This is a genomic window from Streptomyces sp. NPDC047886, assembly GCF_043204435.1.
Taxonomy (GTDB): Bacteria; Actinomycetota; Actinomycetes; order Streptomycetales; family Streptomycetaceae; genus Streptomyces.
In genome coordinates this window covers 347,912-360,943 of the sequence record NZ_JBIDCF010000001.1, presented here as the reverse complement: position 1 = coordinate 360,943, position 13,032 = coordinate 347,912, and the positions used below count along the sequence as shown (strand labels likewise).

At 73.8% G+C, this 13,032-nt stretch carries 12 protein-coding genes and 1 riboswitch; of the genes, 6 read left to right on the top strand and 6 right to left on the bottom strand.

The window, feature by feature from the left end; translation table 11 throughout:
* Position 1 precedes the first annotated feature (1 nt).
* The gene (thiO, locus tag ACGF5U_RS01610) at positions 2 to 1,150 is read right to left on the bottom strand and encodes a glycine oxidase ThiO (protein ID WP_392713902.1); all 1,149 of its coding nucleotides are present in this window, start codon (positions 1,148 to 1,150) and stop codon (positions 2 to 4) included.
* Positions 1,148 to 1,260: riboswitch (TPP riboswitch) on the bottom strand. (Overlaps the previous gene by 3 nt.)
* 51 nt (positions 1,261 to 1,311) lie before the next feature.
* Between thiO and ACGF5U_RS01605 the strand changes: the two genes are divergently transcribed.
* From ACGF5U_RS01605 to ACGF5U_RS01580, 6 genes are all read left to right on the top strand, one after another.
* On the top strand, positions 1,312 to 1,653 hold the full coding sequence (locus ACGF5U_RS01605; RefSeq protein WP_392713904.1) for a hypothetical protein: 342 nt from the start codon (positions 1,312 to 1,314) through the stop codon (positions 1,651 to 1,653).
* Positions 1,654 to 1,681: 28 nt separating this feature from the next.
* Positions 1,682 to 2,902, top strand: a complete 1,221-nt coding sequence (locus ACGF5U_RS01600; protein ID WP_392713906.1) for an NAD(P)/FAD-dependent oxidoreductase — start codon at positions 1,682 to 1,684, stop codon at positions 2,900 to 2,902.
* Between the two features lie 381 nt (positions 2,903 to 3,283).
* Positions 3,284 to 3,649, top strand: a complete 366-nt coding sequence (locus tag ACGF5U_RS01595; protein WP_392713908.1) for an Rv2175c family DNA-binding protein — start codon at positions 3,284 to 3,286, stop codon at positions 3,647 to 3,649.
* Between the two features lie 87 nt (positions 3,650 to 3,736).
* Entirely contained in the window at positions 3,737 to 4,390 is a 654-nt protein-coding gene (gene thiE, locus ACGF5U_RS01590; protein ID WP_392713910.1) for a thiamine phosphate synthase, read from the top strand.
* 142 nt (positions 4,391 to 4,532) lie between these two features.
* Positions 4,533 to 5,450 carry a methylenetetrahydrofolate reductase [NAD(P)H] gene (gene metF / locus ACGF5U_RS01585; protein WP_392713912.1) on the top strand — a complete coding sequence of 306 codons (918 nt, stop codon included), beginning with the start codon at positions 4,533 to 4,535 and terminating at the stop codon, positions 5,448 to 5,450.
* Positions 5,451 to 5,501: 51 nt separating this feature from the next.
* Positions 5,502 to 6,446 carry a hypothetical protein gene (locus tag ACGF5U_RS01580; RefSeq protein ID WP_392713914.1) on the top strand — a complete coding sequence of 315 codons (945 nt, stop codon included), beginning with the start codon at positions 5,502 to 5,504 and terminating at the stop codon, positions 6,444 to 6,446.
* A gap of 39 nt (positions 6,447 to 6,485) precedes the next feature.
* Here ACGF5U_RS01580 and ACGF5U_RS01575 read toward each other — a convergent pair whose 3' ends face one another.
* The 5 genes from ACGF5U_RS01575 to ACGF5U_RS01555 all read right to left on the bottom strand — a co-directional run bounded on the left by ACGF5U_RS01575 (position 6,486) and on the right by ACGF5U_RS01555 (position 13,018).
* A complete protein-coding gene (locus tag ACGF5U_RS01575) occupies positions 6,486 to 7,988 on the bottom strand; it encodes a phytoene desaturase family protein (protein ID WP_392713916.1) in 1,503 nt (500 codons plus the stop codon).
* Between the two features lie 77 nt (positions 7,989 to 8,065).
* On the bottom strand, positions 8,066 to 8,689 hold the full coding sequence (locus ACGF5U_RS01570) for a DUF4126 domain-containing protein (protein WP_392713918.1): 624 nt from the start codon (positions 8,687 to 8,689) through the stop codon (positions 8,066 to 8,068).
* 500 nt (positions 8,690 to 9,189) lie between these two features.
* Positions 9,190 to 9,798, bottom strand: a complete 609-nt coding sequence (locus tag ACGF5U_RS01565) for a TetR/AcrR family transcriptional regulator (RefSeq protein WP_392713920.1) — start codon at positions 9,796 to 9,798, stop codon at positions 9,190 to 9,192.
* A 126-nt stretch (positions 9,799 to 9,924) separates the two neighbouring features.
* Positions 9,925 to 12,012: a YhgE/Pip family protein gene (locus tag ACGF5U_RS01560; protein WP_392713922.1), complete on the bottom strand. Its 2,088-nt coding sequence runs from the start codon at positions 12,010 to 12,012 to the stop codon at positions 9,925 to 9,927.
* Positions 11,984 to 13,018, bottom strand: coding sequence for an ATP-binding cassette domain-containing protein (locus tag ACGF5U_RS01555; protein ID WP_392713924.1), 1,035 nt, complete (start codon positions 13,016 to 13,018; stop codon positions 11,984 to 11,986). Before ACGF5U_RS01555 ends, ACGF5U_RS01560 begins: the two co-directional genes overlap by 29 nt.
* Between the last annotated feature and the right edge of the window lie 14 nt (positions 13,019 to 13,032).

The window sequence follows — 13,032 nt, the reverse complement described above, 5'->3', positions numbered from 1 at the left end:
CTCATGACACTCCTACGGTGGAGAAACGGGCGGGCGTGAACGCGCGGGCCTCGTCGGGCAGCTCACCGGTGGTGAGCACCGCCGCCAGCACGTCGCCGGTGACCGGCGCCAGCAGCACCCCGTTGCGGTAGTGCCCGGTCGCCAGGTGCAGGCCGGGCAGCGCGGACGGGCCCAGCATCGGGGCGTTGTCGGGCGATGCCGGGCGCAGGCCCGCCCGGGTCTCGGTGAGCGGCAGCTCGGTGATGCCCGGCACCAGCTCGTGCGCGTCGCGCAGCAGCTCGTACACGCCGCCCGCCGTGACCGTGGTGTCCCAGCCGAGTTCCTCGCTCGTCGCGCCCACGACCAGCTCGCCGTTCTCGCGCGGCACCAGGTACACCTGGCTGCCGCGGACCACCGCCCGGACCGTACGGCTCAGGAACGGCGCGTACGGGGCGGGCACCGCCAGCCGCACGACCTGCCCCTTCACCGGCCTGACCGGCGGCAGGACATCGGCCGGTACGCCGCCGAGCCGGCCGCTGAGGCTGCCGGCCGCCAGCACCACCTGACCGGCCGCCACCTCCGTCCCGTCCGCGAGTACGGCTCCCGCCGCCCGGTCCCGTACCACCGAGAGCCGGTCCGCCCAGGAGCGGTGCAGGGCCACCCCGGCGTGCCGGCAGGCCGCCAGCAGCGCCGCCGTCAGCCGCCGGGGGTCGACCTGGTGGTCGCCGTCGACCCGCAGCCCGCCGCGGACCCCGGGTGCCAGCATGGGCTCCAGGCGGCGGCACTCGCGGCCGGTCAGCCACTCGGACTCCAGCCCGCAGCGGCGCTGCAGCGCGTGCAGTTCCCGCAGATGGGCCCGGTCGTCGGCGTCCAGCGCGACGGCGAGCGTGCCGCACGCGCGGTAGCCGACGTCGAGCCCCGTGACCTCCTCCAGTTCGGCGACGAAGCCCGGATACCGCTCCGCCGACGCCGTGTTGAGACCGAGGAGCGTCTCCTCCCCGTAGTGCAGTTCGGTGACCGCGGCGAGCATTCCGGCCGCCACCAGCGCGGCCCCTCCGCCCGGCTCGGGGTCCACCACGGCGGTGCGCAGCCCCCGCTGCGCCGCCCGCCAGGCCGTGACCAGGCCGATGATTCCGCCCCCGATGACGAGGACGTCTGACGTACGTGACATGGGCGTCCAGCCCCTCCCTTCGCCGGCATGACCCGGATCAGGTTCGTACGGTCGGAGGCCGTCCAGCCTCCCTCTCAGCCCGGTGCGTCCGGGCTCCCGCGAGTGCTCTAGCGTGGCCAGACTAACCCCACCGCCGGACCGTCTGTAAGGGAGCCTTCGCCGTGGCGCGTTCACTCGACGGACTCGTGCTGTACCCGGTCGCCGACCAGGCGCCCGGCCAGGTCGGCACCGGGACCCGGTTCACCTACCACGAGCGGGACGGCCGCGTCTGGGCCGAGTACGCGGGCGGCGACGTCGTGCACGGGCACCTCGTCGGCACGCGCGCGGGGGACCGGCTCGACTTCCGGTACGTGCAACTGAGGCGGGACGGCCGGACGGCGTCCGGGCACTGTCTCTCCACCGTGGTGGAGCTCCCCGACGGACGCGTTCGGCTGGAGGAGACGTGGGAGTGGGAGTCCCAGGAGGGCCGTGGCACGAGCGTGGTCGAGGAACCGTCTTCCTGACGTCATGTCAGCTGCGTAAGGTGATCGCGTGAGCGAGCAGAAGAGGGAAGAGCGGCGCGTCGTCATCGTCGGCGCGGGAATGGCCGGGGTGCAGACGGCGGTGGCCCTGCGGGAGCAGGGCTTCACGGGGCCGGTGCTGCTGCTCGGCGCCGAACCGCACCAGCCGTACGACAGGCCGCCGCTCTCCAAGGCGGTACTCCTGGGCAAGGCCGAGGACTCCGCCTTCGACGTGGACTTCGAGGCGCTCGGCATCGAACTGCGCCTCGGCGTCGAGGTGAGCGGCCTGCGCCCCGGCGCGCACGCCGTCGACACGGAGGCCGGGCCCGTCCCGTACGACGTGCTCGTCGTCGCGACCGGTGCCGTGCCGATCGCGCTGCCCGGCTCCGAGGGCGTCCCCGGCGTCCATCTGCTGCGCACCGTGGACGACGCGGAACGGCTGCGCCCGGTCCTCGCCGGGCAGCACGACGTGGTGGTCGTCGGTGCCGGGTGGATCGGCGCCGAGTTCACCACGGCCGCCCGCGAGGCGGGCTGCGCGGTGACCGTCGTGGAGGCGGCCGACCGGCCGCTCGCGGGCGCCCTGCCCGCCGAGGTCGCCGCGCCGATGGCCGAGTGGTACGCGGAGAGCGGCGCCGAACTCCTGACCCGCGCGCGCGTGGACCGGGTCGAACCCGGCACGGTCACCCTGGACGACGGCCGGATCCTGCCGGCCGGAGCCGTCGTCGTCGGCATCGGCGCGCGGCCCGCCACCGCGTGGCTGGCCGGCTCCGGCGTCGAACTCGGCCCCGACGGCGCCGTCGTCGCGGACGACCGGCTGCGCACCTCCGTCCCCGACGTGTACGCGGTCGGCGACTGCGCCTCGTTCCCGTCCGCCCGGTACGGCACGCGCCTGCTGGTCCACCACTGGGACAACGCGCTCCAGGGGCCGCGCACGGTCGCCGCCGACATCGTGGGCGAGACGCCCCGCCCGTACGACCCCGTGCCGTACTTCTGGTCCGAGCAGTTCGGCCGTTTCGTGCAGTACGCCGGGCACCACGCGGCCGCCGACACGATGGTCCGGCGGGGCGACCCGGCGACCGCCGCCTGGTCGGTGGTGTGGCTCAGGGACGACGCCCTGGTGGCCCTGCTCGCGGTCGGCCGCCCGCGCGACCTGGCCCAGGGCCGCAGGCTGATCGAGTCGGGCGCCCCGCTGGACCCGGTGCGCGTCGCGGACCCGGCCACGCCGCTGAAGGCGGCGGCCAGCGGAGCCTGACCGCCGGAGCCGCCGGAGCCGCCGGAGCCGCCGAGCCGCCGGAGCCGCCGAGCCGCCGGAGCCGCCGCGCCCGCCGGGCCGCGCCCGCTGGCCCGCCCGCCCGCCCCGGCCCCGCCGACCCGCCCCCGGACAGCCCGCCCCGGCCCCGCTCACAGCACCGCTCCGGGCCGCTCGCCGCGCCCGCCGGGCCGCCACCGCGCCGCGCCCCCGGCCCCGCTCTCAGCGCCGCCCCGGGCCGCCCGCCGGTCCGCCCGCCGGGCCGCCCCGGGTCGCTGGGGGACGCGGCCTTCCGGGTGTGGTTGTCGGCCGCCCGGTGGGGCGCGGGCCCCGTACACCCCCACCCCGCTACCGACTGTCAGTCGGGGATGGCAGGCTTGTCACGTGACCGAGATTGACGCAAAGACCGATGCTCTCGTCCCTGCCTGGCTCCACCTTCCCGACATCGCGGAGATGCTCGATGTCGAGGTGACGCGTGTGCGGCAGCTGGTCAAGGAGGGCCAGCTGATCGCCGTGCGCCGGGGTGAGAACCGGACGCTCCAGGTGCCTGCCGACTTCATCAAGGACGGCAAGGTCGTCAAGGGTCTCTCCGGCACCCTGACGCTCCTGAAGGACGACGGCTTCACCGACGAAGAGATGCTGGAGTGGCTGTTCACTCCGGACCCGACCCTGCCGGGCACGCCCGCGCAGGCCCTCCGCGAGAATCGCGGCACGGAGGTGAAGCGCCGAGCCCAGGCGCTCGCCGTCTGAGACACGAGCACCACACCGACACCAGGCGGTGCGCGGGCGGGCCCGCCCGCGCACCGCGCACCGCCGCACAACGGGGGGAAACACCTCATGGCCACCGCACGCGCGCAGCTGTCCGACGCCCGGCTCTATCTGTGCACGGACGCCCGCAAGCGGCAGGGGGACCTCCCCGAGTTCCTCGACGCGGTCCTCACCTCCGGCGTGGACATCGTCCAGCTCCGCGACAAGGGCATGGAGGCCGGTGAGGAGCTGGAGCACCTCGCGGTGTTCGCCGACGCCTGCCGCCGGCACGGCAAGCTGCTCGCGGTGAACGACCGGGCCGACGTGGCGCACGCCATCGGGTCCGACGTGCTGCACCTCGGCCAGGGCGACCTGCCCGTCCCCGCCGCCCGCGCGATCCTCGGCGAGCGGGTGCTGATCGGCCGGTCCACGCACGCCGACGCGGAGGTGGACGCGGCGGTCGCCGAGCCCGGCGTGGACTACTTCTGCACGGGCCCCTGCTGGCCCACGCCCACCAAGCCCGGGCGGTACGCCCCCGGCCTCGACCTCGTGCGGTACGCGGCGTCGCTGGCGGGGGAGAGGCCCTGGTTCGCCATCGGCGGCATCGATCTGGGAAACGTGGACCAGATTCTGGACAGCGGAGCCCGCCGGATCGTCGTCGTACGGGCCATCACCGAGGCCGACGACCCGGCCGAGGCGGCGTCGTCGCTGGCCAAGCGGGTCCGGGAGCGGGACACGGAGTAGTTGCGCCAGGGCCGCGCCAGATCCGCGCCCGGCCCTCCAAGGTGTCCATGAGTGTCCGAAGCGTGGACAAGAACCCGGCAAATCACCCCAAACCATGTCCTCTGGTTGGGTGAGCCCGGCGGGTCGTGGCTACGCTGCCGACATGGCCCTTGGCACTCCTTCCACCCGTACGGATCGCGCCCGCACCGTGCGTGATCTGCTGGCGACCGGCGAGACGACGTACTCGTTCGAGTTCTGGGCGCCCAAGACCGAGAAGGGCGAGCGCAACCTCTGGAACGCGCTGCGCCGGGTCGAGGCGGTGGCCCCGAGCTTCGTCTCCGTGACGTACGGGGCCGGCGGTTCCACCCGCGCCGGGACGGTCAAGGCCACCGAGCAGATCGCCGCGGACACCACCCTGACGCCCGTCGCGCACCTCACGGCGGTCGGCCACTCCGTCGCCGAGCTGCGCAACATGGTCGGACAGTTCGCCGACGCCGGGATCCGCAACATCCTGGCCCTGCGCGGCGACCCGCCGGGCGACCCGATGGCCGACTGGGTCTCGCACCCGGAGGGCCTGGAGTACGCCGTCGACCTGGTCCGGCTGATCAAGGAGGCCGGGGACTTCTGCGTCGGTGTCGCCGCCTTCCCGGAGATGCACCCGAGGTCCACGGACTGGGACACCGACGTCCGGCACTTCGTGGACAAGTGCAGGGCCGGCGCCGACTACGCCATCACCCAGATGTTCTTCGAGCCGGAGAGCTACCTGCGGCTGCGCGACCGGGTCGCCGCCGCGGGCTGCGAGACCCCGATCATCCCCGAGGTCATGCCCGTCACCAACGTCAAGCAGCTGGACCGGCTGCCGCAGCTCAGCAACGCGCACTTCCCGCCCGCCGTGAAAGAGCGGATCCTCGCGGTCAAGGACGACGCGGCCGCTGTACGCTCCATGGGCATCGAGTTCGCGACGGAGTTCTGCGCACGTCTGCTGTCCGAAGGTGTTCCCGGACTGCACTTCATCACGCTCAACAACTCCACGGCTACGCTCGAGATCTACGAGAATCTCGGACTGCACCCGCAGTCCTGACCGGCCGTACCCGTCACGTCCCGAGGCGGCGGCCGCATGAGAGGGGCGGGCATGAGCTGGTGGACGCTGCTCTACATCGCGTTCGGCATCGTCGCGCTGTGGCTGCTCGGTGAGGTGCTCCTCCAGTACAAGGCCCGGCTGCGGTGGCGGCTCCTCGCCTTCGCGGGCTTCCTGGGCGTGGTCGTCGGCGCCCTGATCCCGTCGGTCTACGTGATCGTCGTCGGCACGATCGCCTTCGGTGTCGGCCAGACGTACGTGACGCTGTCCTTCCGCCGCGGGTTCTCCACCGGCTGGGCGCTCGGCGGCAGCCCCGGCGTCAGCCGCCGTCGCAAGGTCGGCCCCGCGGCGGCGGACGCCGGACCGACGCTGGAGGTGACCGACCTGGCGTACGAGCCGGAGGGCGCCGCACCCGGCGGGCCCCTGGACGAGCCCCCGGCCGAGAGTGCCGCCGAGGCCACCGCCGTGTACGCCCCGCAGCCGCTGCCCGACGACACCGGCCAGTACGGCGTGTACGCCGCGTCGGCGCCCACGGGCCAGGAGCAGGGCTACGACCAGCGGGAGCACGACCAGACCGGCTACCAGCCCCAGGACTACGGCCAGGGCGCCGGTGCCTACACCGGGCCGTACGACTACGGCACCGGCGAGACCCAGCAGAGCTACGCCGCCTACTCCGACCCGTACATCGGCACCGCCACCGGCGCGGCCGCCGGCCAGGACGGCTACGGCGCGTACGAGCAGCCCGGGGCGTACGGGGCGGGCTACGGCTCCGGCGGGTACGGGACGTACGACGCCGGTTACGGCGCCCCGCAGCAGTACCCGGGCGAACCCGGCACCGATCCGTACGCCGGCCAGTACGGCATGGACACCCCGCCGGGCGGCGTCTGGGTGCCGCACCAGCGCGACGGCGACCAGCAGATGCCCCCGCCGCCGCAGGAGCCGCCCTCGCCGTACGGCTACGACCCCCACCCGAACGACCAGCAGCACTACCGCTACTGAGCCGCCCGGCCGCCGAGCTACCGAGCCGAGCCGCGTTTCCTACCGCGAGCCGCGGAAGTCCGCGCCCTCCACGATCAGGCCCGCGACCAGCGCGCCCGACATCCCGGCGTGCGGGAGCCCGCCACCCGGATGCGCCCAGCCCCCGGCGAAGTACAGACCCGGCAGCGGCGCCGGGTTCGGCGTGGGCAGCAGCGCGCCACGCGCACCCGCCAGCGCGGGTCCCGGAACCTCGTACACGCCCGTCTCCCTGCGGGTGTCCGCCGGTGTGCGCACCTCGCGCCACAGCAGCCGCTCCCGCAGCCCCGGCACGGCCGCCTCCGCCGCCTCCGCCATCCGGTCCGCGAACGCCTCGACCCCGTCCCCGGAACCGCTCCAGAGGCTCTCGGGCACCGTCGGCACCGTCGCGGTCACGGTGACCGCCTCGTGCGCGCCGTCCGGGCGCAGCGCCGCGTCGTCGGGCCGCAGCACCACGACGGTCGGGCGCGCGCACAGTCTTCCGCCGGAGGCGAGGGCCGCCAGTTCGTCCGCCCGGTCGGCGGAGTGCACCACCGTCCGGTGCGCGGCGCCCTCCTCCCGGGCGCCCCGAAGGGCCAGACAGACCGTGACCCGCCCGGTCGGCGAGGCGGTCCGGATGTGCGGCCACTCGTCCTGCCGCGTCCAGGGCACGACCTGGTTCCGGTACAGCGCCGGGACGGGAGCCCCGGCGACGACGTGGTCCGCCTCCACGACCTCACCGCCGGCCAGTTCGACACCGGCGGCCCGACCGGCCTTCTCGACCACGTCGGTCACTTCGGCCCCGAACCGGAACTCGACCTTCCGGGCGCGGCACCGTTCGTACACCGCGTCGGCCAGCGCCCGCAGGCCGCCGCGCACGTACCAGGTGCCGAACGTCTGCTCCATGTAGGGCAGCACGGCGGCCGACGGCGGGGCGGTCGCGGGATCGAACCCGTACGCCAGGGCCCAGCCGTCCAGCAGGGCGGCCAGCCTCGGATCGTCCAGCTCCCGCCGGCCCACCTCGGCGAGCGTCGACGCCGAACGCCGCAACACCCGCGACTTCAGCGCCGGGTACGGGTCGCGCGCGAACGGCGTCACGTCGGCCGGCAACGGCTCCTCCAGCAGGGGCCGCCGCGCACGGTCCCAGGCGTCCCGCGCCCGGTTCAGGAACGCCCCCCACCGCTCGCCCGCGCCCGCCCCCAGGGCGGCGTCCAGCGCGGAGACGACACCCGCGCGCGACGCGTTCGGCAGGGACACCGCCGTACCGTCCGGGAAGACGTGCCGGCTCGCCGGGTCCACCTGCGTGAGCTCGACGCACCGCTCCAGCGGCTCCTTGCCGGTCTTCACGAAGAGGTCCCGGTACACCGCGGGCAGGTGCAGCAGACCGGGGCCGGTGTCGAAGGCGAACCCGTCCCGCTCGAACCGGCCCACCGCGCCGCCGTACGTCGCCGCGCGCTCGTACACCGTCACCCGGTGGCCCGCGACGGCCAGCCGGGCGGCAGCCGCCATGGCGCCCATCCCGGCGCCGATCACCGCAATCCGTGCCATGTCAGCCGACCCTACCGGGGGCCACCGACACCGCGGCCGGGCGGCCCTCCACGGGGCGGCCCGCCACCGGGCCGCCGTCAGCCGGGTGGCCCGCCACCGGGCGTACCGGCAGCGGCGAGCCGCTTCTCCTCACGGCGCTGCGCCCGGCGCCGCAGGAACCGGCGGATCCGTCCGACCAGGAAGAGCACGACGACGATACCCAGCAGGAGCAGCACCCCCGCGATGACCGCCGCGGCCACCGGGTTGAAGATCGCGAAGGTGATGACGGCGGCGACGCCCAGGTCCTCGGCCGTGCTGACGACGATGTTGCTCATCGGCTCGGGCGAGGTGTTCACCGCCATCCGCGTCCCCGCCTTGACCAGATGGCTCAGCAGCGCCGTCGTACCGCCGATGGCGCCCGCCGCGAGTTCGGGCAGCGAGCCGTTCTGCCCGGCGATCAGCGCGGCCACCACCGCGCCGGACAGCGGCCGGACCACGGTGTGCACCGAGTCCCAGACCGAGTCGAAGTAGGGGATCTTGTCCGCCACGGCCTCGCAGAGGAAGAGGACGCCGGCGGCTATCAGGACGTCGGTGCGCTGCAGAGCCGCGGGCACCTCGTCGCTCAGACCGGTGACACCGAAGACGCCGAACAGCAGGACCACCGCATAGGCGTTGATCCCGCTCGCCCAGCCGCTCGTGAACACCAAAGGGAGTACGGACACGCCCGTGATCGTAGCCAGCCGGCGGTCCGCGCGGATGGGGAGGTGCGCGGAGCGCTGAGTATCCGTACTTAGTCCACGAGATGAGTAGGGACGCGGATGGGCCCCGACCTGCGCGGACGGAAGAGTGGAGGCCACGGAAGGGGCGCGGCGCCGGAACCGCCGACACGGGGCGGCGGAGACGGCGCGGCGCACCTGACGAACGGGGTGCACCAAGAAAGGGCCCGCGACCACGGGGGAACACACGGGGGCGGGCTCTCTCGCACGACGGGGGCCGGGGGACGGGGGAGAACCGGGCCCACGGGGGAAGAACGCAGGTCCGGCGGGGCTCGGGGGGATCGAGCCTCGCCGGACCTGTCTCGTACGCGGGTCACCGCCGCCGGTCACGCGCGGCCGTCCCGCTGCCGCTCACGGGCGGCCGTCCAGCCGCCGGTCACGGGCGGCCGTCCAGCCGCCGGTCACGCGCGGCCGTCCCGCCTCCGCCCGCCCGTGCGGTGGCCGTATCAGCAGCCGCTGACCCGGCCGTGCAGCAGCCGGGACAGAGCGGCGTGCACATCGTCGATCGACCGTTCCCGCTGGAACGCCTGCCAGTCGAGCGCCGCGACCAGCACCATCCCGACCAGCGCGGCGGCGGTCAGCGGGATGTCGATCTCGCGGCTCAGCTCACCGGCCGCGACGCCCTCCCGCAGCACCGTCTCCACCACGGCGACCGCCTCCTGGCGCACCACCATCAGCGTCGACTGCCAGGCGCGGTTGGTGCGCCACAGTTCGGCCACGTACATCTGCGTGAAGGCCGGGTAGCGGTCGATGAACACCAGACCGGCCCGGATCATCGCGTCCAGGGCCTCGACCTTGGTGCCCCCGCGCTCCGCCGTCTCCTCGGCGGCGGAGCGCAGCGAGGCCGTGAGCAGCCCGACGCCATGGCGCAGCAGCTCCTCGAAGAGCTCGGTCTTGCTCTTGAAGTTGTAGTAGACCGTGCCCTTGGCCACCCCGGCCCGCTCCGCGATCTCGTCGACCGTCGTCGCCGAGAAGCCCTGCTCCGCGATGAGGGTCACGGCTGCCTCGTAGAGCTTGGTACGGGTGGCCTGGCGGCGGCTGCTCTGGGTGTCCATGGCGTCGATTCTCACAGGTCTCTCACGGGTCTTCTGACAGCTCTTCTCACAGCTCTCTCACCTCTCCCACGGCTCTTCCGCAAGGCCGCTCACTGGTCTTCTCGCAGGTCTCGGCAGCCTGCGGCCCTACAGGCTCAGCTCGGGGTGCAGCCGGTCGAACGTCCACACCTGCTTGCGCCGGGCCGAGACGGCGGTCAGGGCCAGCGCCCCCAGCGTGAAGGCCACCAGCACCGCGCACGCCTGCCAGACCGGCCCGATGCCACCGCCGGTGATCAGCCGGCGCAACGCCTCGACGACGTAGGTCATCGGCAGGTAGGGGTGGATGGCGTTGAAGAACCCCGGGCTGGTCTGGACGGGGTACGTGCCGCCGGCCGAGGTCAGCTGGAGCATCAGCAGGGCCAGCACCAGAATGCGTCCCGCCGCGCCGAACCGGGCGTTCAGCCATTGGATGATCGCGGCGAAGCAGCAGGTCACCAGGGCCAGGAACGCGACGGTGCCGGCCGCCCGCGCCATCTTCAGACCCAGCCCCCAGTGCAGCACGGCCATCAGCGCGGCGACCTGGAGCAGACCGATCGTCGCGACCGGCAGCCAGCCGGCCAGCGCGATCCGCCAGGCGGAGGCGCCCGCGGCGAGGGCACGCCGGTTCATGGGCTGGATCAGCATGTACGCCACCATGGCGCCCACCCAGAGGGAGAGCGGGATGAAGTACGGGGCGAAGCCGGTGCCGTAGTTGGCGGCCTTGTGCAGCGACTGCGAGGCGAGCCCGATGGGGTCGGCCATCACCTCGGTACGGCGGTCGCGGTCCTGCTTGTCGTAGTCGGGGATCTGCGCCACGCCCTCGTTCAGGCCGCTGGCCAGTTCCGTGGAGCCGTCGGCGAGCTTGAACAGCCCGCCGTCGAGGTCGTTCGCGCCCTTCTTGAGGCGGCCGACGCCACCGTCGAGGTCGACGGCGCCCGACTTGGTCTTCGTCAGGCCCGTGTGGAGCTGGTCCATGCCCGTGGCGACCGCGTGGGCACCGGAGTTGAGGGCGTTGATCTGCTTGACGGCGTAGTCGACGTCCTCGTCCAGGTTCGGCGCGTGCTTGTGCAGGGCGTCGGCCTTCTTCTGGAGGTCGGCCAGCCGGCCGTCCAGCGCCTTGATGTCGCCGTTGCCGTCCTTGGCCAGTTCGGCGAGGTCGTCGGCGACCGTCGCCACGTCGGCGGCCGCGACCATGGCCTGCTTCAGCTCGGGGCAGTACTCGGCGTCGGGCAGGAGCTGGCCGTCGCACCGCTTCGCGTGGAGGGCGGTCAGCTTGTCGGCCGCCGTGTGGGCGCCGGTCCGCAGGGCGGGCCCCTTCGTCACGATCAGTTCGAGGCTGTTGCGGGCCCCCTTGGCGGCGTCGGAGACGAGACGGGCGCTGTCGGCGATCGCCTTGGCGTCGTTCTTCAGATACGGGCGGATCCTGGCCTCGGCGCCGTTGACCCGGTCGGCGAGCTTCTGGGTGCCGTCGGCGATCTTGCGGGAGCCCGTCTCCAGGTCGCCGGCGCTCTTGTCCAGTTTCCTCAGGGCGTCGGCCACGCCGCCGCTGCCGTTCTTGGCCTTCGTCAGGCCGTCGGCGAGGCTCTTGGACCCCTCCTTCGCCTTGCCGACGCCGTCCTTGATGTCGTCGGCGCCCTTGGCGGCCTTCTCGGTCGCGTCGTGGATGTCGGAGAAGGAGATGAAGATCTTGTCCAGGAAGGACCGGGACGACTTCGTGGACGCGGCTGTGCGCACCTCCGAGAAGACCGTCCGGGAGATCTGCCCGACGATGTAGTTGTTGGCGTCGTTCGTCCGCACCTGGAGGGCGCCCGTCTCCGGAGCGTCGCCCGAGCTGGACGCGATCCGCTCGCTGAAGTCCCGGGGCATCGTCAGGGACAGGTAGTACGTGCCGTCCTCCACGCCCTCGCGTGCCTCGGTGTCGCTCACCTCGTGCCACTGGAAGACCGCGCTGTCCAGCAGACCCTTGGTGATCTCGTCGCCCGCGTTGATCTTCTTGCCGTCGGCGGTGGCGCCCCTGTCCTCGTTGACCAGGGCCACGGGAATCCGGTCGAGCCTGCTGTACGGGTCCCAGAAGGACCACAGGTACAGCGCGCCGTACAGCAGCGGCAGCAGCAGGATCGCGACGAGCGCGGCACGCGGCAGCTTGCCCCGGCCGAACCGCTTCAGCTCAAGCGCGGCCAGTTTCGGCGAGCGCATCGGCCGTCTCCTCCTCGTTGGTGCGGATGGTGGTCGTGTGGTCGGGCGCCTCGCTGCACACGGCCAGCACCGTGGTGCCGCCGTCGGCGATGGAGCGCAGCAGGGACCACGCCTCGGCCTCGTCGGCGTCGCTCAGCTTCAGGTCCGTGTCGTCCACGGCCAGCAGCCGGGGCTCGGCGATCAGGGCCAGGGCGATGGACAGGCGCAGCGCCTCCAGGCGCTCCAGGTCGCGGATCGAGGTGCGGCCGCCCTTGGGCAGCGCGTCCACGTCCAGGGCGACGGCGTCCAGCGCGGCGCTGATGCGGGTTCTGGAGTCGGCGGCGCGCTCGGACGGCTTGCGGAGCAGCGCGAGCGGCGAACCGTCGAAGCGGCGCCGCAGCAGGACGCGTTCCCGCAGGTGCTCGGCGACGGTGAACGCCGGGTCGAGGTCGCTGACGCCGGGGACGTGCCCCAGCGCGCTGAACCGGCGTACGGCGGCCATCTTGCGCGGCAGGCGCAGCCCGCCGACCTCGGCGTGGCCCTCGGTGGGGCGCATCCGTCCGGTGAGCGCCAGCAGCAGGCAGGTGCGGCCGGAGCCGGACGGTCCCTCGATCGCGACCAGCTCACCGGGAGCGGCGTCGAACGTCACGTCACGGAAGGCCCAGCCGCGCGGGCCCTTGAGCCCGAGCGCGTCGGCGGTGACCCGCACGCCACGAGGGCGCTCACCCGAACCCCGCCCCGCCGCGCCGCCCTCACGGCCCGGCGTGGTGCGGGCCCCGGGGCCCGCAGCGGTGCCGGGCCCGGCACCGGCAGTGGTGCCGGGTGCGGCCTCGGCGGTGGCGCTCGGCTCGGCATCGGCCATGGGGCCGGGTGCGTCGTCGGCCGTCGGGCCTGGTGCGGTGCCGGGTGTGTCGTCGGCCGCGCGGTCGGCCGCAAGGTCGGCCTTGCTCGTACGGGCCGTGTCCTGGGCCGTGCGGTCGGCCCCGCTCGTACCGGCCGGGCTGCCCTGGTTGTCCGGGGTCTCCACGGACCTCCCCCCAA